Below are 19,611 nucleotides of genomic sequence, written 5' to 3' on the forward strand. Positions count from 1 at the left end.
GCGAGCATGACGCGGGAACGTTGTCGTCTCACCGAGATGCCCGGGGCGCGACAACGGAAGACGTCAGAAGCGCGGGGTCGCGAAGGTATTGGCGAACGGGTTGCGGCCCGCGCCGATGCGGGCGGGCAGGACGCCTTCGCCGTAGAACTCGGCCGTGCTGGCATAGACCGGCGAGGTGGTGAAATGCTGGCTGGCATACTGGTTCATCGACCCGACCGGGACGACGTTGCCCATATCGAAATAGCTGCGCTTCTGCACGGTGATCCGCAGCGGCCCGCGGCGGCTCTGGGCCTCCGCCAGGGTGGCCATGACGGTCGACGCCGCCATCGATACGGCGAGAACGGCTGCGAGGCGCTTGAGCGAAAGCATGACGACGACTCCAAAAAAAGCGGCGACCCGCTGAATATAAGTACGAGAAGGGCTGGTTGAAGCCTAGCCTACCGTAGTTAACGATTTTGTCAGTTCGACCACAGCGGAAACGCTTCGCCCGAGCGGCCGTTCATCCGGACGACGCCACCATTGCGATCGCGGACGACCTGGCGCGTGCCCGATGGATAGAACGTCGAGTTCGAGCAAGTCGGCGCCTTCGTGGCCCGGGCAGCGAGATAGGCCAGCGCCGGCGATTTGCGCTCGCCCTGCTGAAGTTTCAGGCGATCGATCATGCAGGCAAGGGGTCCGGCATCTGCGGTCTGCAGGCCGGCCGCGCAATAGAAACCACCGAGCGCGAATTCGGAGGTCTCGAAAGCGTTGCGGAATGCAATGCAGGTTCGGGTGCGCCCGTCGTTCTCGCGATAGATAAGGTCGCGCCCCGTAAAGCGGCCCCAGCGGGTGGTCATCTCGTAATGCGGGCCGCCGATCCGCGGCGACAGCACGCGCAAGGCGTCAAACTGCCAGAAAACCGGCGAGTTCAGGGTAAAGGGGTGTCCGCTTTCGCTCGGCTCGGCCAGCACCATGGCTGCGAAGGCCTGGCCGGTGCCGGGGCCACCGAACAGCCAGCCTTCCTCGCGTCCGCGGGCGGGGTGGGTCGCGATCAGCGGCGCTGCCCTGCCGCTCGCGAGCGGCTCGACAGCCCATGAGATCGTGGGCTGGCCATTGCTGATTGTCGAGACATTGCGTGAGAGCCACCAGCCGACCAGCAGGACGAGCAGAAAGACCAGCGCGCCCAGGAACAGGAAGAAAAAGCGCGCCGTGCCCATGGCGACGCGGCCGGTCGCGCCAATGATCGACATGGTCTGCAGTCTCGTCTCCGGCATGTTACCGCTTGGCGCTCGATTTCGGCTTGGCCGGCTCGGCGACAGCCGCGCTTTTCGTGCGCAAGGCTGGCGCCGTGCCGTCCGCATCGAGCCAGGAGACCTTGCGACCGGTGGCTGAAAGCCGTTGCGGTGCGCAGGCCGGCTGGCGGTTCGTTTCGGTTCTGGCGAACTCGCTGCGAAGAACATTGTCGTCGCCGGCATTGAGCAGGTCGAGCCGATCGATCAGGCAGATCAGCTGCTGCCTGTCGGCGGGTTTCGCCGCGCCGCACCACCAGCCGCTCATGGCGAGCGGCACGGAGCCTGGGCTCATCCGGAAGGCGATGCAGGTCCGGTCGACTGCGCCATCGCTCAGCACGGTGTCGGTGGTTTCGGCGGGGCCGAACCGCGTCTGGATCGCGATCGGGGCGCTGCTGCGCTGAACCGCCATGCCGCGCGCGGCGGCCTCGCGCACCAGCGCGATCATGAAGGAATGGGGCTGATCGCCGCCTCGATGCTCCACCTGGAGGCGCAGCAGGAGATGCGGCTTCTCCTCGGCGAAGGCGCCAAAAGCCAAGACATCCTCGCGCCGCGAACCATCCTGGTTCCGGCGTGCCTCGTAGGTTGTCGGTTCGCGGTCGAGCTCCGGCGATTGCAGCCCGAACATGGCGATGGGGCGTTCGATCCTGACCCAGCTGTCGGCGCCGCCGGGCAGATGGCGTGGGTCCCGGCGCACGTCGCGAACGGGGTGGACCTCCTGCTCCGGCTGAACGGAGAGGCTGGCCAGCGTCGCCTCGCCGCCATTGGCCGAGAGCCCGGTCACGAGTGCGGCCGCCAGGCCGATCCCGCTCATCGCGGCGACACTGCGCCAGAGAAGGCCACCTGTCAGGCTCAGGCCCCGGCGCCTCGCCAGGGCAGCGAGGCCACGCAAGATCAACGTAAAGCCGGCTTCGATCATGTCGGCGACCCGGATCAGCGCGCCGGCCAGATCGGCTTTCGCAAACTGTGAGCGAGCCTTGCCCGCCAGACGCGCGATATCCCGAGCCAGCAGCCTGAGCAGCAGCCTGATCCGCGTAAGCAGAAGCGATGGAATATGACCCGACACGACCTGCACCCGAACTCCAGCGTCGCGCCAGGCGCGACCGTCCACTCATACTCGACTGCATCGTGCTGGAGCGGGCGTCGCTGTCGCGTTACCGCGCGGCGGGAATCGGCGGGCAGCGTGAACGGCCGGTCAAGAAGCAGGGTTAATGTGAGGAGCCATGAAGATCTGACCGTCCGGACCGGGTCATGCGCAGGTCTTGCGGGGAGATTGACTTTTCGTCGCCGCGGGTGTTCTGAGACGGGCGTGGCGCGCGGGAGAACCCTCGGGCGCCGCCGCGAATGTTTCAGCCCTTCGGGATTGGCCCTGTGACTGTCCGTCTTACGACGAAACGCACGACCAAAACGACGACCGGTAAAACGGTTACGTCGCGCTGACGCTTCGCCTCGGTTCCGGGCCCTCCCCCCCCGGCGGGGGTAGTCCGCCAAACCCGCCAGATGCGATGCGCGGGCCGGCATCCCCGGGGGAGACCAAACGGGTTTCATCCAAAAGGAACATCACAATGAGCTTCAAGGTCGCGATCGTCGGCGCCACCGGCAATGTGGGCCACGAGATGCTCGACATCCTGGCCGAGCGCGCCTTCCCGGTCAGCGAAGTCGTGGCGCTCGCATCCTCCCGCTCGATCGGGACGGAGGTCTCCTTCGGCGACAGGACGCTGAAGGTGAAGGCGCTCGAGCATTACGACTTCTCCGACACCGATATCTGCCTGATGTCGGCCGGCGGCGAGGTGTCCAAGGAATGGTCGCCCAAGATCGGCGCGCAGGGCTGCGTCGTGATCGACAACTCCTCGGCCTGGCGCATGCACCCCGACGTGCCGCTGATCGTTCCCGAGGTGAATGCAGCAGCCGCTGCCGGTTTCACCAAGATGAACATCATCGCCAATCCGAACTGCTCGACCGCGCAGCTCGTGGTGGCGCTGAAGCCGCTGCACGACAAGTATGTGATCAAGCGCGTCGTCGTCTCGACCTATCAGTCGGTCTCTGGCGCCGGCAAGGAGGCGATGGATGAGCTCTTCAACCAGACGCGCTCGATCTTTGCCGCCGGCGAGATGGTGACCAAGAAGTTCCCCAAGCGCATCGCCTTCAACCTCATTCCGCAGATCGACGTCTTCATGGAGGACGGCTTCACCAAGGAAGAGTGGAAGATGATGGCGGAGACGAAGAAGATCCTCGATCCCAAGATCAAGCTGACCGCGACCTGCGTGCGCGTGCCGGTCTTCGTCAGCCATTCCGAGAGCGTCAACATCGAGTGCGAGAAGCCGGTCACGGCCGATGAGGCGCGCGAGCTGCTGAGGACCTCGCCTGGCGTGCTGGTGATCGATAAGCACGAGCCCGGCGGCTACATCACGCCTCATGAGGCGGCCGGCGAGGACGCGACCTATATCTCTCGCATCCGCGAGGACAATACGGTCGAGAACGGGCTCGCCTTCTGGTGCGTCTCCGACAATCTGCGCAAGGGCGCGGCGCTGAACGCGGTGCAGATCGCGGAAGTGCTGGTCAACCGCAAGCTGATCCAGCCGCGCAAGCAGGCCGCCTGAGGCTGCCGGACGGCGCTGTTGTTTTATAAAGGCGGGCCGCGTGCCCGCCTTTTTCATATTCGCCGTTTCCTCGGCGCGCTTCTTGGGTCTCAGAGATGCGTCGAGATTGCCCTCAGCCCTCATCCTGAGGAGCTATTCGCCGAGGATGGCGTCTCGAAGGATGCTTCAGGAGGCTCCTGCGACAGCTGGACCATCCTTCGAAACGCCGCTTCGCGGCTCCTCAGGATGAGGGCTCGAATTCTTTGACATCTGCCAGTGGTTTCCCGTCGCGCCCGCGCATGGGCGCCGTGCCGCCTTTGCGCGGCGGTTGCGCGTCGAATCTGCTAGCGTTCGGGATCATCACGACGTGCCAGTCCCTTGCCCCGCCCCATTCCCTCCGAAATGCCCGTGCCGCTGCGCGTCGAGACCATGCCGCCGGGGCCGCCGCGGCGGGACAATGTCTTTCGAGGCATCGGGCTGATCCTGCTCACGACCTGCTTCTTCACCACGTCGGACGTCGCGTCGAAATATCTTGCCGACCATGTGCCGGCGCTGCAGATCACCTGGCTGCGCTATTGCGCGTTTCTCGCGATCATCCTCGCGATCGCCTTTCGCACGGGCAAGGCGCGGTTGCGCACGAAGCGCCCGGTGCTGCAGGTCCTGCGCGGTCTCGGCGTCGTCGCCTCCTCCATCCTGTTCGTCTCGTCGCTGAAATATCTGGCGATTGCGGATGCGACGGCGACGAGCTTCGTCACGCCGCTCTTCGTCACCGCGCTTTCCATCCCGCTGCTCGGCGAAACGGTGGGCTGGCGGCGCTGGCTGGCGACTCTGGTCGGGCTTGTGGGGGTTCTGATCGTGGTGCGTCCGGGCGGTGCCGGTTTTCAACTGGCGTCGCTGCTGCCGGTTGTCTCGGCGCTGAGCTGGGCCTTCGGGCTGATCATGACCCGCATGATGAGCACGACCGAGAACCCGATCACCACCTTGGCCTATTCGGCGATCGTCGGCTTCATCATCCTGACCGCGATGCTGCCGCTGCAATGGCAGCCGCTTTCAGGCCAGACCATCCTGATCGGCATGTTCATCGGCATCGCCTCGACCATCGGCCATTGGCTCCTGATCCTGGCCTATCGCCATGCGGATGCCTCGCTGCTGGCGCCGTTCTCTTATGCGCAGCTGCTCTGGGCCTCGCTGTTCGGGTATTTCCTGTTTGCGGTCCTGCCCGATATCTGGACGCTGGTCGGCGCGGTGATCATTGCGGGTTCGGGTCTCTACACAGCCCATCGCGAGCGCATCCGGGCACGTCTGATCAAGGCGTGATGCTGGATCGGCGTTCCGGTTTTCACCGCCGCGTCGCGTAGCGCGCCAGGAACATCTCGACGGCGGAGGCCACCACCCGGGCGATCTCGGCTTCCGATGGCGGCTTGCGCACCGCATTGAACAGGCGCGGGCGCAGCAGCGTCGCCTGGCACAGGTCGAGGAACTGCACGGCCGCCAGCGCAGTATCGTCGATCTCCAGCTGGCCCTGAGCCACCTTGCGGTCGAGATAATCGGCGATGCGCCGTGCGCCCTGCATCGGCCCGTTCTCGTAGAATTCGCGGCCGAGCTCCGGCATGCGTTCGGCGACGCCGATCACGATGCGGTGAGCGCTGAGGGCGAAGTCGCTGACCAGGAGGCGCAGCAGCCGCTCGCCGAAATTCGACAGCGCATGCGCGAGATCTGGATCTTCGTCGAGCGCTTCGAAGGCGCCGCGCTTCTGGGCCTCGCGCTCACGCTCGATCAGCGCGACAAAGAGGTGCTCCTTGTCCTCGAAATACACATAAAGCGTGCCTTTCGAGACATTCGCGGCAGCAGCGATGTCGTTCATGCTGGCGGCGTCGAAGCCCCGCGCCTTGAAGACGTCCAGCGCGCCATCGAGAATCTGCCGGCGCTTGTCGGGATCGGTGCCCGCAATGCGGCGATTGCGGCGTGCCTGCTTAACGGGGGGCTCAGCAATATCGGTCATGGTCTCTTATACCCCACTCGAGTGGGGTCGCTCAAAAAATAATCGAACCGGCTGGTTCGATTTCACTTGATATGCGTCATCGGCAGAGCTATTTCAACTGAAATCGAACCCGCTGGTTCGAATTCAATTCGTCAGGACCTATCATGTCTGCCGAGAGCATCCCCGATACTCAGCCTCGTCGCGACCGGCTGAAGCTGGTCGACCCGACCCTGGAGACCGCGCAGCCTCCGGCTCACGCGCGCCAGAAGGATGACCGTCCAGCCGAAGCGGCCGAGAAGCCCGCCCAGCCCGCTGGCAAGCGCAGCGGCCTGCGCCGTGCCGGCCTGATGCTGCTCGCGACGGCTGCGGTGGGAACCGGCCTCTGGTTCGGCGTCGACTGGTGGCGCAATGGCCGCTTCATCGTCTCGACCGACGACGCTTATGTCGGCGCGGAGATGGCGACGATCTCGGCCAAGCTCGCTGCCAATATCGCAACGATCTCCGTGACCCAGAACCAGGAGGTCAAGGCCGGGCAGCCGCTGGTCGCGCTCGACGATGGCGATTGGCGCATCGCGCTTGACAGCGCCAGGGCCAAGAGCGCCACTGCCGCCGCCACGCTGCTGCGTATCGACAGCCAGATCGAGTCCGGCCGGGCCAGCCTGCTGCAGGCCCAGGCTCAGCAGAATTCGGCGCAGGCCGATGTGACGCGGACCATCGCCGATTTCGACCGCGCCAACAGCCTCGCCGCCAAATCCTATGGCTCGCAGGCGACCCTGGATGCCGCCACCGCCGCTCGCGACCGGGCGCGCGCGGCGCTCGTCAGCTCGCAGGCCGGCGTCACCGCCGCGCAAGCCAATATCGAAGTGCTCAAGGCCCAGCGCAACGAAGCCGCACGCCAGGCCGACGAGCTCAAGGTCGCCGAACAGAAGGCCGAGCGCGATCTGACCTTCACCAGGGTCGCCGCGCCGATCGACGGGCTCATCGCCAACACCAATGTCCAGCTGGGCGATCTCGTCAGCGCCGGCAAACGGCTGATGTCGATCGTTCCGCTCGACAAGGTCTATGTCGATGCGAATTTCAAGGAGACGCAGGTCGGCCCGCTGAAGATCGGCGACAAGGCCACGATCACGGTCGACGCGCTGCCGGATCAGGTGTTCAAGGGCACCGTCAGCGGCATCGCCGGTGGCACCGGCTCGGTCTTCACGCTGCTGCCGCCCGACAATGCGACCGGCAATTTCACCAAGATCGTCCAGCGGGTGCCGGTGCGTATCGCGCTCGATCCTGAATCGGCTGGCAAGCACGTCTTGCGGCCCGGCATGTCGGTCGTCGTCAAGATCGATCCGCGCGCCGCCGCACAGCACTGAGCGCCCTCCAAAGGAGGCCGTCATGGCCACCGCCACCCTGACCAGCGCAGCCGGCGTTCCGCCGGCCGAGGACGCTATTCCGAGGCGCCGGATCTTCGCGTTCATCGCGATGGTCTTCGGCATGTTCATGGCGATCCTGGACATCCAGATCGTCTCGGCCTCGCTGGCCGAGATTCAGGCCGGCCTGTCGGCTTCGTCGGACGAGATTGCCTGGGTCCAGACAGCCTATCTGATCGCCGAAGTGATCATGATCCCGCTATCGGGCTATCTGAGCCGGGCGCTCTCGACGCGGGTCTTCTTCTCGATTGCGGCCGGTGGATTCACCATCGCCAGCATCCTGTGCGCGACATCGTCCTCGATCAACGAGATGATCCTGTGGCGCGCGGTCCAGGGCTTCATCGGCGGCGGCATGATTCCCGGCGTCTTCGCGGCCGCCTTCACTATCTTTCCGGCTTCGAAGCGGCCGATCGTCTCGCCGATCATCGGGCTCGTCGCGACGCTGGCCCCGACCATCGGCCCCACCGTTGGCGGCTATCTCAGCCATGCCTTTTCCTGGCACTGGCTCTTCCTGGTCAATGTCGTTCCGGGCATCTGCGTCACGATCGCGGCCTGGACCCTGATCGATTTTGACAAGCCTCAGGCCGGGCTCCTGAAGCGCTTCGACTGGCTGGGCCTCGCCGGCATGGCGGCCTTCCTTGGCAGTCTCGAATATGTGCTGGAGGAAGGCACGCGGCTCGACTGGTTCGAGAGCCATGAGATCGTGTTCTTCTCGTTCGTCATGGTCGCGGGCGCCGTGCTGTTCTTCTGGCGGGCGCTGACGCGCGACGATCCGCTGGTCGATCTGCGCGCCTTCTCGGATCGCAACTTCGCCTTCGGCTCGCTGTTCTCGTTTTGCATGGGCATCGGGCTTTATGGGCTGACCTATCTCTACCCCGTCTATCTCGGGCGCATCCGCGGCTATGACGCGCTGATGATTGGCGAGACCATGTTCGTCACCGGCCTGTGCATGTTCCTGACGGCGCCGATCGCGGGCAAGCTTTCGCAGAAGATCGACCCGCGCATTCAGATGATGATCGGCTTCGCCGGTTTTGCGCTGGGCACCTATATCGCGACTGGAATCACCGCCGATTGGGATTTCCACGAGCTCCTGATTCCGCAGATCCTGCGCGGCGTCTCGCTGATGCTGTGCATGGTGCCGATCAACAATCTCGCGCTCGGCACGCTGCCGCCGCACCAGCTCAAGAACGCGTCGGGCCTCTATAACCTGACCCGCAATCTCGGCGGCGCGGTGGGGCTGGCCGTGATCAACACGATGCTGAATACGCGGACCGACCTGCACATCACGCGGCTGCATGAAGCAGTCTCCGCCGGCCGCCAGATCGCGGAGGAGAACCTTGCGTCGATGATGCAGCGCTTCGCCGGTTACGGCGATGCCGCCGAGTCGATGGCGCTGGCCCTGCTGAATCAGCGCGCTCACAAGCAGGCGCTGATCATGGCCTTCGGCGATGTCTTCCTCGCTCTGACCGTGATCTTCGGCAGCCTCGTGCTGCTGGCGCTGTTCATGCGCAAGCCGCCAGCGGCGGCTCCGGCAGGGGCGGGACACTGACGCAAGCTGGGGACGACTGACGTCATGTCGCACCCGCGAAGATTGACATTGGACTGCCTTTGCGACAAATATAACAACAATATCAGTAGTTTAGATATTTTCTAAACTGCGTGGCCGGGGGAACCGGTATTGTTGGAAGGCGTTTTGATGAGCGTTTTGTCCGTCAAGGATCAGGATCAGCCCCGCGTCGCCGCGGACCATATTCCGTGGCCGCAGAAAAGCCCGACATCCTGCCCGATCAGCGCGGTCAAAGCGCGCCTGCGCACTGCGGGCCTGCGCCCGACACGCCAGCGCATGGCTCTGGGCTGGCTGCTCTTCGCCAAGGGCGACCGCCATGTCAGCGCCGAGATGCTGTACGAAGAGGCCATTCGCGCCCGCGAGCCGCTCTCGCTGGCAACGGTCTACAACACGCTGCGCCAGTTCTCGGAAGCCGGTCTGCTGCGCCAGGTGTCGGTCTCCGGTCCGAAGACTTTCTTCGACACCAATGTCTCCGAGCACCATCATTTCTACAATGAGGATGATGAGACGGTCGTCGATATTCCCGGCTCGACCATCCAGGTCGCCGGCCTGCCGGATGCGCCCGAGGGCATGATGATTTCCTCGGTCGAGGTCATCGTGCGCCTGCGCCGCCTGGACGGCGAGGAGGTCGAGACCAAGCGCGTTGTGAGCCACCACGCGTGATCGTCTGTTCCTGCAACGTCATTTCCTGCACGCAGATCAGGGGCACCATCGCTCCTGACGGCAGCGGACCTGTGACGGCCGGGCAGGCTTATGACTGCCTCGGCTGCAGCCCCGATTGCGGGCGCTGCGCCCGAGAGGTGCGGGCGATCCTGGCGGAAGCCCGCGCGGCCTGCATGACGCAGTGCGGCAGCTGCGCCAGCCGCGACATCGAATGCGCGGTGCATGTCTCCGTCGGGCATATGCTGGACGGTCTCGATCTGTCCGAGGACCGCGCTGCAGCCTGACACGTTGCGCGCGAAAATCGTCGGCCGGTCGTCTTTTTCGCTTCCCTTCGAGTCGACCTCCCCATACATTAGGATCATTCTAATGTAGTGCCAAGGAGCGCGGCCATGAAGGGTGACAAGAAAGTCATCGAATATCTCAACCGGGGGCTTCGCTCGGAGCTGACCGCGATCAACCAGTATTGGCTGCATTACCGGATCCTCGACAATTGGGGTCTGAAGGAGATGGCCAAGACCTGGAAGAAGGAATCGATCGAGGAGATGGTCCATGCCGACCGCTTCGTCGACCGCATCCTCTTCCTCGAAGGCTTCCCCAACATGCAGACGCTCGATCCGCTGCGGATCGGCGAGAACGTCAAGGAAGTGATCGAGGCCGATCTCAAGGCCGAGCTCGAAGCGCGCTCGCTTTACCAGGAGGCCGCCGGCTATTGCCGCGAGGTTGCCGATTATCCGACCGAAGAGCTGTTCAAGGCCCTGATGAAGGATGAGGAAGGCCATATCGACTTCCTGGAGACGCAGCTCGAGCTGATCCAGCGCATCGGCCTGGAACTTTATACGCAGAAGCATATGGGCGGGCTCGAGAGCGACCACTAAGCCTTTTCGCGACTGTCGGCTTATCGCGCCGGATCTGCCAGGCAGATCCGGCGTTTTATTTTGCGATGCCCATCGAGGCGAGGCTCAAGGCCCGGCAGGGTATCAGCGCCGGGCGGCCGGATCGGGCCCGCCCGTCGTATAGCCGCGTAGACGCGCATAGCTCGTGACCTGCTCCGGCGTCTCGCTAAGGGGCGATCTGCCACCGAAGGGCCAGTGGCATCGCCTGGCGTCCGAGATCGGCGTCACGTCGGAGGCGCTCTATCGAGAGCTTGCACGGCGCCGGCGACAGCACCCCTGACATGCTGGTCGTGGAAGCGGCGTAGCTCACAAGGCCTGATCGAGGGTCTTGCGCTGGAAGACGAAGGCGTGTTGGAACGGCAGCGAACACCAGGGAGCCAAGGCGTCATGACCCCGACAATTGCCGCTGTTTGCGCTGGCGCGGGGCATCGCTTCAGCAAGCCTCCCTTATTGTCTATCCGCCTGCTGGAGGGGCTCGGCGTCGAGGGCGACGCGCATTGCGGCGTGACGGTGAAGCATCGCTCGCGCGTCAGGGTCGATCCGACACAGCCGAATCTGCGGCAGGTCCATCTGCTTCACGCCGAATTGCTGGACGAGCTGAACGCGAAAGGCTTCTCGGTTGCGCCCGGCGCGATGGGCGAGAATGTGCTGACACGCGGTCTCGACCTGCTCGCTTTGCCGGTCGGTGCACGATTGCATCTGGGCGCGACGGCGCTGGTGGAAATCACGGGCCTGCGCAACCCATGTGCCCAGATCGAATCATTTCAGCCGGGATTACTTGCCGCCGTGGTCGGACGCGATGCCCAGGGCCGGATCATCCGCAAGGCCGGCATCATGGGGATCGTGCTGGCAGGGGGCGATATCGGTCCCGGTGACGCGATCGGACTGACGCTGCCGCCAGAGCCGCATCGCGCGCTCGACAGGGTCTGACGGCGGGCGGCCACTGCTCCCACAAAAAAGGCCCGCCAGTGGCGGGCCTTTATCTTGTAAGGCAGCTCAGATCCTGGAAGGCAACTCAGGCCGTTGCTTCAGATGAAGCTGACATTGGCTGCTTCGGGTCCCTTCTTGCCGGCGCGGATCGAGAAGCGCACGCGCTGCCCGTCCATCGGCGGCTGCAGGCCGCTGCGGCCGAGCGAGCTGACATGGAGGAACACGTCCGGCCCGCCCCGATCGGGGGCGATGAAGCCGAAGCCGCGCTCGGTGTTGAAGAACTTCACGGCGCCGTCATAGGGGCCTTCGACCGGAGCATTGTCGCGGTCGCCGAAGCCGCCACGATCGCCGCCGCGGTCGTTATAGCCGCCACGGCTGCCACGATCGGCATAGCCGCCACCGCCGCCGCCGCCATATCCGCCACCGCCGAAATCATCGCGGGGAGGGCGCGGCGAGAAGGCGGCGCGCGGAGCGGCCTGAGTCGCGGTGGAGGCGTCGATCTCGTGGACAGCGACGACCTGGAGGCCGCGCCGACCCTCGCCGAGATCGGCGATGATCGTGGCGCCGGGCTGCAGGTCCTGCTGGTCGAGCGGGCCGATGGCGGAGATATGCAGGAAAACGTCGCCTGAGCCATCGGCCGGCGACGCGAAACCGAACCCCTTTTCGGGGTCGAACCATTTAACCTTGGCTTCGATATTTTCGTGGGTGACGAAGGGCTGGGCGGCAGGAGGCTTGCGACGATCGAACATGGAGACTTCAAGTGTGGAGTGACCGGGAGAGCGCAATCTAGCGGAAGCCAAGCGCGTCGTCATCGGGGTCGAACTCGAAATTATCTCATGGATTTTCCTGTTCGCTCAGCGCGCTTTCGCGCGAGTCCACAGCTTGCTCGAAGCCGTCCGGACCGGCCGGAAATGGCATCCAAGCCGGCCCGGAGGACGAAAATGCCGCAGATTTGGCCACTTGTAATCAAGTTGCGAGGGCGCATCTCTAGCCGTGAGTTAGGGAAGATACGCCTCCTGGTGGGTAGCGCGGCACTCAGCGCTGTTACAGGAGATGATTATAGTGGCTCGTTCCAAGAAGGCCGGCATCGTGACCGGCCAAGGCGAAATCCGCCGGCTTTGGCCAGCGGAGCGCGATCTGTTCAAGGCCCATTTGCTGAGGCTCGACGCGGTGACGCGGCGCGAGCGCTTTGGCACGGCCGTGAACGATGAATTCCTCGAAAACTATGCCGTCACCACCTTTGGGGTGGGCGGGCTCGTCTATGCCTATATCGAAGCTGGCGAGGTGCGCGGCGCGGCCGAACTGCGTGGCTTGGAAGACATCGTCGCACAGACCGGCGAGGCTGCTTTCAGCGTCGAGAAGGCGTGGCGCAGGCGGGGGCTTGGCGAAACGCTGTTCAGCCGCCTGATCATGGCAGCCCGTAATCGCGGCATCGGCACGCTCTACATGACCTGTCTGCCGGAGAACGTCGCGATGCGGCGGCTGGCGCGCAAGTTCGAGGCCGATCTCGTCGGCGGCTATGCCGATGTCGAGGGTGTCATCGCCACGGGCGGGCCGACGCCCTTCACCGTTCTCGACGAAGCCCTGGACAATGCCAAGGGCTTCGCGACGCTGGCCCTGTCGTTGCAGCGCCAGTTCTGGTCGCCCGCCTTTCGGTGGGCGTGACGGCGCGCGTTTACGCTGTCAGCGATTGAGAGACAGCGCGGCGCCTGACTTCGTGACCGCGCCGTCCATGGCGCCGCCGCTGCTGGTGCGCAGGCGGGCAACCACCGTCCCGCCCTGCTGGTAGAGATAAACCTCGCCGTCGCGGTAATCCCAGGCCGTGATCTTCTGCAGGTCGCGATTGGCGCAGCCGGCCGCGTTGGCGCGGTAGAGGTCGAGCGTCGGCGAGCTCGAAAGCTGGACGCGGCACGAGCCGCCCGTGGCTTCGCGCGCCGTCCAGTTGCCGATGACGCTGTCACGCGAGGTCACTGCGCCGCGCGAGGAGCCGGCGCCGGCGCTCGCTCCGCCTCCGGCACCCAGCGTCGCGATCTGGCCGCTTCCGCCGCGCAGGGTGGGAACCTCCGTCGAGCGCGGCTCGGCTGGCGGCAGCGCCGAGCCTTGCGGCGCCTCTGGGCTGCCCCCGTAATAGGGCTCCTGCGGAGGCAAGCCGCCAGGCGCGCCCTGCGGCGCGGAGGCGACGGGATAGCCGCCCGGAGGTGGCAAGGGTTCCGAGGTGACGGGGGCTGAGCTGATCGGGGGCGCCGATTGGAGCTGAGGCTGCGTGTAGACCGGCCCGCCCTGGGTTGGACCGACGAAGCGCTGCGAGCCCGCACAAGCGGTCAACGCCAGCAGAGGCAGCAGGGCGGCAGCCTTCAAGGCCATGGCCGGTGTTGCGGTCTTCGTGGTCATGCGGCGTCCGTTCCGATCGTGAGCATGCAATGCATGCGCCCTTTTTAAGCCAGTCCGGTGAACGTGGCATGAGCATGATCTAGCTCAAGGCGTGTCATTTGCGAACCCGCCGCGCATGATCTGGTTCCGCTGGGGCTGTCGATGCATAGTTGCAAGGACAGCCCGGAGAACAACATGAAATCCCTCGCGCCCGCCTCGATCCGTCCGCCCTTCGCCCGCTACAGCCATGGCGTGGAGGTGCCGATAGGTCATCGACTGGTATTCTGTTCGGGCCAGCTTGGCGTTGCCGCAGACGGCACTATCCCCGAAAGCGCTGGCGCCCAGGCCGATCTGTGCTTCGCCAACATCGCGGCAATCCTGGCGGAGTCCGGCATGGGCCTCGCCGACATCGTGCGCGTCAACGCCTATGTGACCGATCGCGCCCATATGAGGGCCTACATGGATTCGCGGGATGCCCATGTCGGCACGCCGCCTCCGGCCTCGACCCTGATGATCGTCTCCGGCTTCACGCTGCCGGAGTTCAAGGTCGAGATCGAGGTCGTCGCGGCGGCGCCGGAGAAGCGCAAGGCGCCGCGCGCGTGAGGTTGGCGCGACGCTCAGGCTGTCTTGCGCTTGTTCTGGCGGTTCTCGATGAGATCATCGACCACGGCGGGATCGGCCAGGGTCGAGGTGTCGCCGAGCGCGGAAAACTCGTCCTCCGCGATCTTGCGCAGGATGCGGCGCATGATCTTGCCGGAACGCGTCTTGGGCAGGCCGGGTGAGAACTGGATCAGGTCCGGCGATGCGATCGGGCCGATCTCGTTGCGGACATAGGCGACGAGTTCCTTGCGCAGCGCATCGCTGGGCTTCTCGCCGGTCATCAGCGTGACATAGGCGTAGATGCCCTGGCCCTTGATGTCGTGGGGATAGCCGACGACGGCGGCTTCCGACACGGACGGATGTGCGACCAGCGCCGATTCGACTTCGGCCGTGCCCATGCGATGGCCGGAGACGTTGATCACGTCGTCGACGCGGCCGGTGATCCAGTAATAGCCGTCAGCGTCGCGCCGGCAGCCGTCGCCGGTGAAGTACTTGTTCGGATAGGTCGCGAAATAGGTCTCCTCGAAGCGCTTGTGGTCGCCATAGACCGTGCGCATCTGGCCGGGCCAGCTCTCGGAGATGACGAGGTTGCCTTCGGCCGCACCCTCCAGGACCTTGCCCTCGGCATCGACGATCTCGGGCTTGACACCGAAGAAGGGCCGCGTCGCCGATCCCGGCTTGAGCTTGGTGGCGCCCGGCAGCGGCGTGATCAGGATGCCGCCGGTCTCGGTCTGCCACCAGGTGTCGACGATCGGGCAACGCCTCTCGCCGACGACGCGGTGATACCATTCCCAGGCTTCCGGGTTGATCGGCTCGCCGACCGAGCCGAGCAGGCGCAGCGACTTGCGCTTGGTCCGCTTCACCGGCTCCTCGCCAGCGCCCATCAGCGAACGGATCGCGGTGGGGGCGGTGTAGAAGGTGTTGACCTTGTGCTTGTCGATCACGTCCCAGAAGCGCGAGATCGTCGGATAGGTCGGAATGCCCTCGAACATCAGCGTCGTCGCGCCATTGGCGAGCGGGCCGTAGACGATATAGCTGTGGCCGGTGACCCAGCCGACATCGGCGGTGCACCAGTAGATGTCGCCGTCATGATAGTCGAAGACGTATTGATGGGTCATCGCGACATAGACGAGATAGCCGCCCGTCGTATGCAGCACGCCCTTGGGCTTGCCTGTCGACCCCGACGTATAGAGCAGGAAAAGCGGGTCTTCCGCCTTCATCTCCACCGGGGGGCAATGGCCCGAGACCTTCGCGGCCTCCTCATGATACCAGACGTCGCGGCCTTCCTGCATCGAGACATTGCCGCCCGTGCGCTTGACCACGATGACCTTGCCGATGCCGCCCTTCACCTTGGCATCGGCTAGGTCGACATTCTTCTTCAGGGCGATCGAACGACCGCCGCGCAATCCTTCATCGGCGGTGATGACGATCTTCGAATCGGAATCCTCGATCCGGCTTGCGACGGAGTCCGGGGAGAACCCGCCAAACACGATCGAGTGGACGGCGCCCAGACGCGCGCAGGCCAGCATCGCGTAGGTCGCCTCCGGGATCATCGGCATGTAGATGGTGACGCGGTCGCCCTTCTTGACGCCGTTCGCCCTCAGCACATTCGCGAACTTGCAGACCTCGGTGTAGAGCTGCCCGTAGGTGATCTTCTTCGACTCGGAGGGGTCATCGCCCTCCCAGATGATCGCGGTCTGCTTGGCGCGGGTGGCAAGATGCCGGTCGACGCAGTTGTACGAGACGTTCGTCGTGCCGTCCTCAAACCATTTGATCGAGACCTTGCCCGGCTTGTAACTGGCGTTGCGGACCTTCGTGTAGGGCTTGAACCAGTCGATCCGCTTGCCCTGCTCGCCCCAGAACTTGTCCGGGTCCTTGATCGAGGCCGCATACATCTTCTTGTATTTGGCGTCGTTCAGATGCGCCTTCTTGGCCCAGGCGGCCGGGACGTCATAGATCGTTTCGGACATTACAGGCGTCTCCCCAGACTTGGACCGCAATCAGCCCATCTTCGTCGCGGCTCATGAAATGAGTGCCGGATTCTTCGGCAAGAAACGACCGCTTCTTTCGAATTGCGCGCATCATAAAGCGCGAAAGAGCGGCGGCAAGCCGTCAGCCCTCGCACTTTGGTTTCAAAGACTTTTGGTGGGGATAGGCGGGGCAAAGCGTGGCGAAAAACGGCAGGCGGCGAGCCCGGCAATCGCGAGCCCGCGGGCAGCCCGGCTGCGCCATCGGGGAAGACCATGCGAATACAGGCGCGCGGCCAGCGGCCCGGCCGGTCAGGGTCGGGCGGGGCTCAGAGCCCGCCCATCTTGCAGACCAGCTTCCATTCGTCGTCCGTCACCGGTTGGACCGACAGGCGGAAGGAGGTGACGAGCGCCATCTTGGCCAGTTCCGGCGTTGCCTTGACCTGTGCAAGCGTCACCGGCCTGGGCAGGGGCTTCACGGCCTTGAAGTCGACGAGAACCCAGGGCTCTCCGGGGATCCAGATATAGGCTTCCTTGATGACCTCGACGATGCCGACGACCTCGAGCCCCTCGTTTGAGTGGTAGAAGAAGACCTGATCGCCCTGCTTCATCGCGATCAGGTTGAGCTTGGCGGTGTGGTTCTTCACGCCGTCCCAATGCGTGCCCTTCGCGCCGGCCTCGACCTGCTGGTCCCAGGACCATTTCGAGGGTTCGGATTTGATCAGCCAATGTGCCATCAGGCTTCGTCCTCTTTCAGCGGAGCGGGCGGGCGCGATGCCGCTTCGCCCTGTTCATTCCAGAACCGCACCATCTCGCGGGTCAGCGCGGCATAATCCTGCGGAGCGAGCTCGACGCGGACCTCTCCCTCGCCGAAGGGCAGGATCAGCACGAAACGGTGCGTATCCTCGGTGCGGCGCCGGCGATGCTGGATCACGGGACCTGCCGGCACGCGGCCTGCCAGTGCCACGGGCATGCTCTCGGCGACCAGCTCCGAGCCCGTCGTCTTCTTGACCTCCTTGAGGCCTCGCGCCACGCGCTTCGTCAGGTCCGACCAGTCGCCTGCCATTGCGTTCTCCTTCAGATCTCGGCGCGGATCGGCCGTGCCAGCAGGCCTGCCACCGATTCGCGTACGCTGACATGTCCGGCGATGATCGCGGTCACGGCATCGGCAATCGGTGTCTCGACGCCGCGCGCCAAAGCCATTTCCGCCAGAATCGAGGCGGTGAAGGCGCCCTCGGCGAGCTTGCCGCCGGCTGCTTCCGCCGCAGTCTTGCCCTGTCCGAGAGCAAGACCGAAGGCGAAATTGCGCGATTGAGCCGAGGCGCAGCTGAGCACGACATCGCCGAGGCCCGACAGGCCCATCAACGTCTCGCCCTGCGCGCCGTAAGCTTCGCCGAAGCGGCGCAGCTCAGAAAAGCCACGCGCCACCAGTGCCGCGCGCGCGCTTTCGCCATAGCCCAGCCCGATCGCGATGCCGGCTGCGATGGCGAGGACGTTCTTGGCGGCACCGCCGATCTCGACGCCCCGTGGATCGGCGCTGTGATAGATGCGGAAAGCCGGCGAACTCAGCGCCTGCGCCAGCGCCTGAGCGAGATCTGGATCCTCGGCCGCGAGCGTCACGGCCGTGGGCAGGCCGCGCCCGATATCGGCGGCGAAGCTTGGCCCTGAGAGAATGGCGGTGGTCGAGCCCGGCCAAGCCTCAGCGATCACCTGCGTCGTGAACAGCCCGGTCGCCTGTTCGATGCCCTTGGCCGCCGAAATCACCGGGCGTCCTGCGGGCAATGACCGCGCCATGGCGTCGCAGGCCTGCCGCAGATTCTGGGTGGGGACTGTGACGATCAGCGCCTGGGCTTCGGCGAGATTGGCAAGCGAGCTTGTCACCGAGATCGAGTCGGGCAGGGGGACGCCGGGAAGGCGCGGGACTTCGCGATTGGTTGCGATCGCTGCGACGGTGGCCTCGTCGCGTGCCCAGAGCAGGACCTTGCGGCCGGCACGGGCTGCAGCCAGTGCGAGAGCCGCGCCATAGGCGCCGGCACCGGCGATGCCGATTGTCTGGAACTCCGCCGCGCTGCTCATGTCCGCGCCGCGAGGTCCTGGCCAGCCGGTTCGGGCATGGCGGGAGCCGGCTTGGGCGTGTCCTGCGGCCGGAGTTCATCGAGCGGCCAGCGCGGGCGGGCAAGCGCGCTCATGTCGTCGACCATGCCGAGCCGAAGGCGTTCCAGCCCGGCCCAGGCGATCATCGCGCCATTGTCGCCGCAGAGCGCCATTGGCGGGGCTATCATGGGCAGACCGGCTTCCGTGGCAAGCCGCGTCAACCCGCGCCGAATCGGTTGGTTGGCCGCGACGCCGCCTGCCACGACCAGTGCCGACGGTGTGATCCCCGCAGTGCGGCAGGCGCGCAATCCGGCACGCGTGCGCTCGACCATGACATCGACGACAGCCGCCTGGAACGAGGCGCAGAGATCGGCGACGTCGCGATCCGACAAGGGCGCAATCCGCTCGGCGACCAGCCGCACGGCCGTCTTCAGGCCCGAGAGCGAGAAATCCGGGTTGGGGCGGCCCGCCATCGGGCGGGGAAAGTCGAAGCGCTCGGGATCGCCCTTCTCGGCTTCCCGCTCCACCGAGGGGCCGCCGGGATAGGCCAGGCCGAGCATTTTCGCGATCTTGTCGAAGGCTTCGCCGACGGCGTCGTCGATGGTGCCGCCGAGCTTGAGATAATCGCCGACGCCGCGCACGGCGAGAAGCTGGGTGTGGCCGCCCGAGACCAGCAGCAGCAGATAGGGGAAAGCGAGATCGTCGGTCAGGCGGGCGGTGAGAGCGTGGGCCTCGAGATGATTGACCGCGATGAAGGGCCGCCCGGTTACGAGTGCGATGGCTTTGGCGGTGGTCAGGCCCACCATCACGCCGCCGACGAGACCCGGCCCGGCCGCGGCCGCGACCGCATCGATGTCGGAGGGCTTGAGGCCGGCCGTCTCGAAGGCACGCGCGACGATGCGGTCGATCGCCTCGACATGGGCGCGCGCCGCGATTTCGGGAACGACGCCGCCAAATGCGGCATGCGCGGCAATCTGACTCAGCACCTCGTTCGAGAGGATTTTGGCCTCGCCGGAGCGCTCGATCGAGACGATCGCAGCCGCCGTCTCGTCACAAGTCGTCTCTATCCCAAGAACACGCATGATCGGTCGACTGGTCTCGCGGGTGATAAGGGGGCGGGGGTGGATGAAGGCCCGGCGGTTTCGCGCCGGCAATTCCTTCGTATAGTGCGCAGGCGGGCATAAGGCCAAGGGGTAGCTGGGTGGGGTGGCACTATCGCCCGTTTGGCCACGACTTGCGTGTTTGCCCTGCGCGCGGGATTGATGCGTGGGCGTGCCG

General features: G+C 65.2%; 21 protein-coding genes and 1 pseudogene. 11 read left to right on the plus strand and 11 right to left on the minus strand.

All coding sequences use genetic code 11. From position 1 onward, the window contains the following. Nucleotides 1-63: 63 nt before the first annotated feature. The 3 genes from C4S73_RS23000 to C4S73_RS23010 all read right to left on the minus strand — a co-directional run bounded on the left by C4S73_RS23000 (nucleotide 64) and on the right by C4S73_RS23010 (nucleotide 2,334). Nucleotides 64-369: a hypothetical protein gene (locus C4S73_RS23000; protein WP_103874933.1), complete on the minus strand. Its 306-nt coding sequence runs from the start codon at nucleotides 367-369 to the stop codon at nucleotides 64-66. Between the two features lie 89 nt (nucleotides 370-458). Continuing rightward, nucleotides 459-1,229, minus strand: a complete 771-nt coding sequence (locus C4S73_RS23005) for a hypothetical protein (RefSeq protein WP_146071472.1) — start codon at nucleotides 1,227-1,229, stop codon at nucleotides 459-461. A 25-nt stretch (nucleotides 1,230-1,254) separates the two neighbouring features. Next, the gene (locus C4S73_RS23010) at nucleotides 1,255-2,334 is read right to left on the minus strand and encodes a hypothetical protein (protein ID WP_146071473.1); all 1,080 of its coding nucleotides are present in this window, start codon (nucleotides 2,332-2,334) and stop codon (nucleotides 1,255-1,257) included. Nucleotides 2,335-2,833: 499 nt separating this feature from the next. Here C4S73_RS23010 and C4S73_RS23015 point away from each other — a divergent pair, with 499 nt between their 5' ends. Both C4S73_RS23015 and C4S73_RS23020 read left to right on the plus strand, forming a co-directional pair. Then, the gene (locus tag C4S73_RS23015) at nucleotides 2,834-3,868 is read left to right on the plus strand and encodes an aspartate-semialdehyde dehydrogenase (protein ID WP_103874936.1); all 1,035 of its coding nucleotides are present in this window, start codon (nucleotides 2,834-2,836) and stop codon (nucleotides 3,866-3,868) included. Between the two features lie 387 nt (nucleotides 3,869-4,255). Beyond that, nucleotides 4,256-5,164 carry a DMT family transporter gene (locus tag C4S73_RS23020; protein WP_425290368.1) on the plus strand — a complete coding sequence of 303 codons (909 nt, stop codon included), beginning with the start codon at nucleotides 4,256-4,258 and terminating at the stop codon, nucleotides 5,162-5,164. 22 nt (nucleotides 5,165-5,186) lie between these two features. On the opposite strand, the gene C4S73_RS23025 is transcribed toward C4S73_RS23020, so the two are convergent. Beyond that, nucleotides 5,187-5,849, minus strand: a complete 663-nt coding sequence (locus C4S73_RS23025) for a TetR/AcrR family transcriptional regulator (RefSeq protein WP_103874938.1) — start codon at nucleotides 5,847-5,849, stop codon at nucleotides 5,187-5,189. Nucleotides 5,850-5,992: 143 nt separating this feature from the next. Here C4S73_RS23025 and C4S73_RS23030 point away from each other — a divergent pair, with 143 nt between their 5' ends. From C4S73_RS23030 to C4S73_RS23060, 7 genes and pseudogenes are all read left to right on the plus strand, one after another. Beyond that, complete coding sequence (locus C4S73_RS23030; RefSeq protein ID WP_103874939.1) at nucleotides 5,993-7,192, plus strand: HlyD family secretion protein; 1,200 nt, start codon at nucleotides 5,993-5,995, stop codon at nucleotides 7,190-7,192. 22 nt (nucleotides 7,193-7,214) lie between these two features. Then, nucleotides 7,215-8,798 carry a DHA2 family efflux MFS transporter permease subunit gene (locus C4S73_RS23035; RefSeq protein ID WP_103874940.1) on the plus strand — a complete coding sequence of 528 codons (1,584 nt, stop codon included), beginning with the start codon at nucleotides 7,215-7,217 and terminating at the stop codon, nucleotides 8,796-8,798. 147 nt (nucleotides 8,799-8,945) lie between these two features. Then, the gene (gene irrA, locus C4S73_RS23040; protein WP_103874941.1) at nucleotides 8,946-9,479 is read left to right on the plus strand and encodes an iron response transcriptional regulator IrrA; all 534 of its coding nucleotides are present in this window, start codon (nucleotides 8,946-8,948) and stop codon (nucleotides 9,477-9,479) included. After that, nucleotides 9,476-9,763: a (2Fe-2S)-binding protein gene (locus C4S73_RS23045; protein ID WP_200828078.1), complete on the plus strand. Its 288-nt coding sequence runs from the start codon at nucleotides 9,476-9,478 to the stop codon at nucleotides 9,761-9,763. The genes irrA and C4S73_RS23045 overlap by 4 nt, the downstream gene beginning before the upstream one ends. 105 nt (nucleotides 9,764-9,868) lie before the next feature. Then, on the plus strand, nucleotides 9,869-10,354 hold the full coding sequence (gene bfr, locus C4S73_RS23050) for a bacterioferritin (protein WP_103874942.1): 486 nt from the start codon (nucleotides 9,869-9,871) through the stop codon (nucleotides 10,352-10,354). Between the two features lie 190 nt (nucleotides 10,355-10,544). Next, nucleotides 10,545-10,652 (plus strand): annotated as a pseudogene (locus C4S73_RS28795) (Crp/Fnr family transcriptional regulator); the annotation flags it as partial. A gap of 107 nt (nucleotides 10,653-10,759) precedes the next feature. Next, nucleotides 10,760-11,302, plus strand: coding sequence for an MOSC domain-containing protein (locus C4S73_RS23060; RefSeq protein WP_103874943.1), 543 nt, complete (start codon nucleotides 10,760-10,762; stop codon nucleotides 11,300-11,302). Between the two features lie 98 nt (nucleotides 11,303-11,400). Here C4S73_RS23060 and C4S73_RS28955 read toward each other — a convergent pair whose 3' ends face one another. Beyond that, complete coding sequence (locus C4S73_RS28955; RefSeq protein WP_103874944.1) at nucleotides 11,401-12,051, minus strand: cold-shock protein; 651 nt, start codon at nucleotides 12,049-12,051, stop codon at nucleotides 11,401-11,403. 313 nt (nucleotides 12,052-12,364) lie between these two features. Between C4S73_RS28955 and C4S73_RS23070 the strand changes: the two genes are divergently transcribed. Then, nucleotides 12,365-12,967 (plus strand): GNAT family N-acetyltransferase, encoded by a 603-nt coding sequence (locus tag C4S73_RS23070; RefSeq protein WP_160115885.1) that lies wholly within the window; start codon nucleotides 12,365-12,367, stop codon nucleotides 12,965-12,967. An 18-nt stretch (nucleotides 12,968-12,985) separates the two neighbouring features. Here the strand turns inward: C4S73_RS23070 and C4S73_RS23075 are convergent, their stop codons facing one another. Next, the gene (locus C4S73_RS23075) at nucleotides 12,986-13,693 is read right to left on the minus strand and encodes an AprI/Inh family metalloprotease inhibitor (RefSeq protein WP_244595741.1); all 708 of its coding nucleotides are present in this window, start codon (nucleotides 13,691-13,693) and stop codon (nucleotides 12,986-12,988) included. 174 nt (nucleotides 13,694-13,867) lie between these two features. On the opposite strand from C4S73_RS23075, the gene C4S73_RS23080 reads away from it, so the two are divergent. Then, on the plus strand, nucleotides 13,868-14,275 hold the full coding sequence (locus tag C4S73_RS23080; protein WP_103875032.1) for a RidA family protein: 408 nt from the start codon (nucleotides 13,868-13,870) through the stop codon (nucleotides 14,273-14,275). Between the two features lie 14 nt (nucleotides 14,276-14,289). Here the strand turns inward: C4S73_RS23080 and acs are convergent, their stop codons facing one another. The 5 genes from acs to tsaD form a co-directional block, all read right to left on the minus strand. Beyond that, nucleotides 14,290-16,242 carry an acetate--CoA ligase gene (acs, locus tag C4S73_RS23085; RefSeq protein WP_103874946.1) on the minus strand — a complete coding sequence of 651 codons (1,953 nt, stop codon included), beginning with the start codon at nucleotides 16,240-16,242 and terminating at the stop codon, nucleotides 14,290-14,292. 326 nt (nucleotides 16,243-16,568) lie between these two features. Next, complete coding sequence (locus C4S73_RS23090; RefSeq protein WP_103874947.1) at nucleotides 16,569-16,976, minus strand: EVE domain-containing protein; 408 nt, start codon at nucleotides 16,974-16,976, stop codon at nucleotides 16,569-16,571. Further along, entirely contained in the window at nucleotides 16,976-17,305 is a 330-nt protein-coding gene (locus C4S73_RS23095) for a hypothetical protein (RefSeq protein ID WP_103874948.1), read from the minus strand. The genes C4S73_RS23090 and C4S73_RS23095 overlap by 1 nt, the downstream gene beginning before the upstream one ends. An 11-nt stretch (nucleotides 17,306-17,316) precedes the next feature. After that, a complete protein-coding gene (locus tag C4S73_RS23100) occupies nucleotides 17,317-18,315 on the minus strand; it encodes an NAD(P)H-dependent glycerol-3-phosphate dehydrogenase (RefSeq protein WP_103874949.1) in 999 nt (332 codons plus the stop codon). Then, a complete protein-coding gene (gene tsaD, locus C4S73_RS23105) occupies nucleotides 18,312-19,415 on the minus strand; it encodes a tRNA (adenosine(37)-N6)-threonylcarbamoyltransferase complex transferase subunit TsaD (protein WP_103874950.1) in 1,104 nt (367 codons plus the stop codon). The genes C4S73_RS23100 and tsaD overlap by 4 nt, the downstream gene beginning before the upstream one ends. Nucleotides 19,416-19,611: the final 196 nt, after the last annotated feature.

It is taken from the genome of Allobosea lathyri (genome assembly GCF_900108245.1).
In the GTDB taxonomy this organism is placed as follows: Bacteria; Pseudomonadota; Alphaproteobacteria; order Rhizobiales; family Beijerinckiaceae; genus Allobosea; species Allobosea lathyri.

Excerpts from the sequence above, each read along its gene's own strand:
- C4S73_RS23000 (WP_103874933.1), bottom strand. The coding sequence starts at position 369 with ATGCTTTCGCTCAAGCGCCTCGCAGCCGTTCTCGCCGTATCGATGGCG.
- C4S73_RS23005 (WP_146071472.1), bottom strand. The coding sequence starts at position 1,229 with ATGTCGATCATTGGCGCGACCGGCCGCGTCGCCATGGGCACGGCGCGC.
- C4S73_RS23015 (WP_103874936.1), top strand. The coding sequence starts at position 2,834 with ATGAGCTTCAAGGTCGCGATCGTCGGCGCCACCGGCAATGTGGGCCAC.
- C4S73_RS23025 (WP_103874938.1), bottom strand. The coding sequence starts at position 5,849 with ATGACCGATATTGCTGAGCCCCCCGTTAAGCAGGCACGCCGCAATCGC.
- C4S73_RS23030 (WP_103874939.1), top strand. The coding sequence starts at position 5,993 with ATGTCTGCCGAGAGCATCCCCGATACTCAGCCTCGTCGCGACCGGCTG.
- C4S73_RS23035 (WP_103874940.1), top strand. The coding sequence starts at position 7,215 with ATGGCCACCGCCACCCTGACCAGCGCAGCCGGCGTTCCGCCGGCCGAG.
- irrA (WP_103874941.1), top strand. The coding sequence starts at position 8,946 with ATGAGCGTTTTGTCCGTCAAGGATCAGGATCAGCCCCGCGTCGCCGCG.
- bfr (WP_103874942.1), top strand. The coding sequence starts at position 9,869 with ATGAAGGGTGACAAGAAAGTCATCGAATATCTCAACCGGGGGCTTCGC.
- C4S73_RS23060 (WP_103874943.1), top strand. The coding sequence starts at position 10,760 with ATGACCCCGACAATTGCCGCTGTTTGCGCTGGCGCGGGGCATCGCTTC.
- C4S73_RS28955 (WP_103874944.1), bottom strand. The coding sequence starts at position 12,051 with ATGTTCGATCGTCGCAAGCCTCCTGCCGCCCAGCCCTTCGTCACCCAC.
- C4S73_RS23075 (WP_244595741.1), bottom strand. The coding sequence starts at position 13,693 with ATGACCACGAAGACCGCAACACCGGCCATGGCCTTGAAGGCTGCCGCC.
- C4S73_RS23080 (WP_103875032.1), top strand. The coding sequence starts at position 13,868 with ATGAAATCCCTCGCGCCCGCCTCGATCCGTCCGCCCTTCGCCCGCTAC.
- acs (WP_103874946.1), bottom strand. The coding sequence starts at position 16,242 with ATGTCCGAAACGATCTATGACGTCCCGGCCGCCTGGGCCAAGAAGGCG.
- C4S73_RS23090 (WP_103874947.1), bottom strand. The coding sequence starts at position 16,976 with ATGGCACATTGGCTGATCAAATCCGAACCCTCGAAATGGTCCTGGGAC.
- C4S73_RS23095 (WP_103874948.1), bottom strand. The coding sequence starts at position 17,305 with ATGGCAGGCGACTGGTCGGACCTGACGAAGCGCGTGGCGCGAGGCCTC.
- C4S73_RS23100 (WP_103874949.1), bottom strand. The coding sequence starts at position 18,315 with ATGAGCAGCGCGGCGGAGTTCCAGACAATCGGCATCGCCGGTGCCGGC.
- tsaD (WP_103874950.1), bottom strand. The coding sequence starts at position 19,415 with ATGCGTGTTCTTGGGATAGAGACGACTTGTGACGAGACGGCGGCTGCG.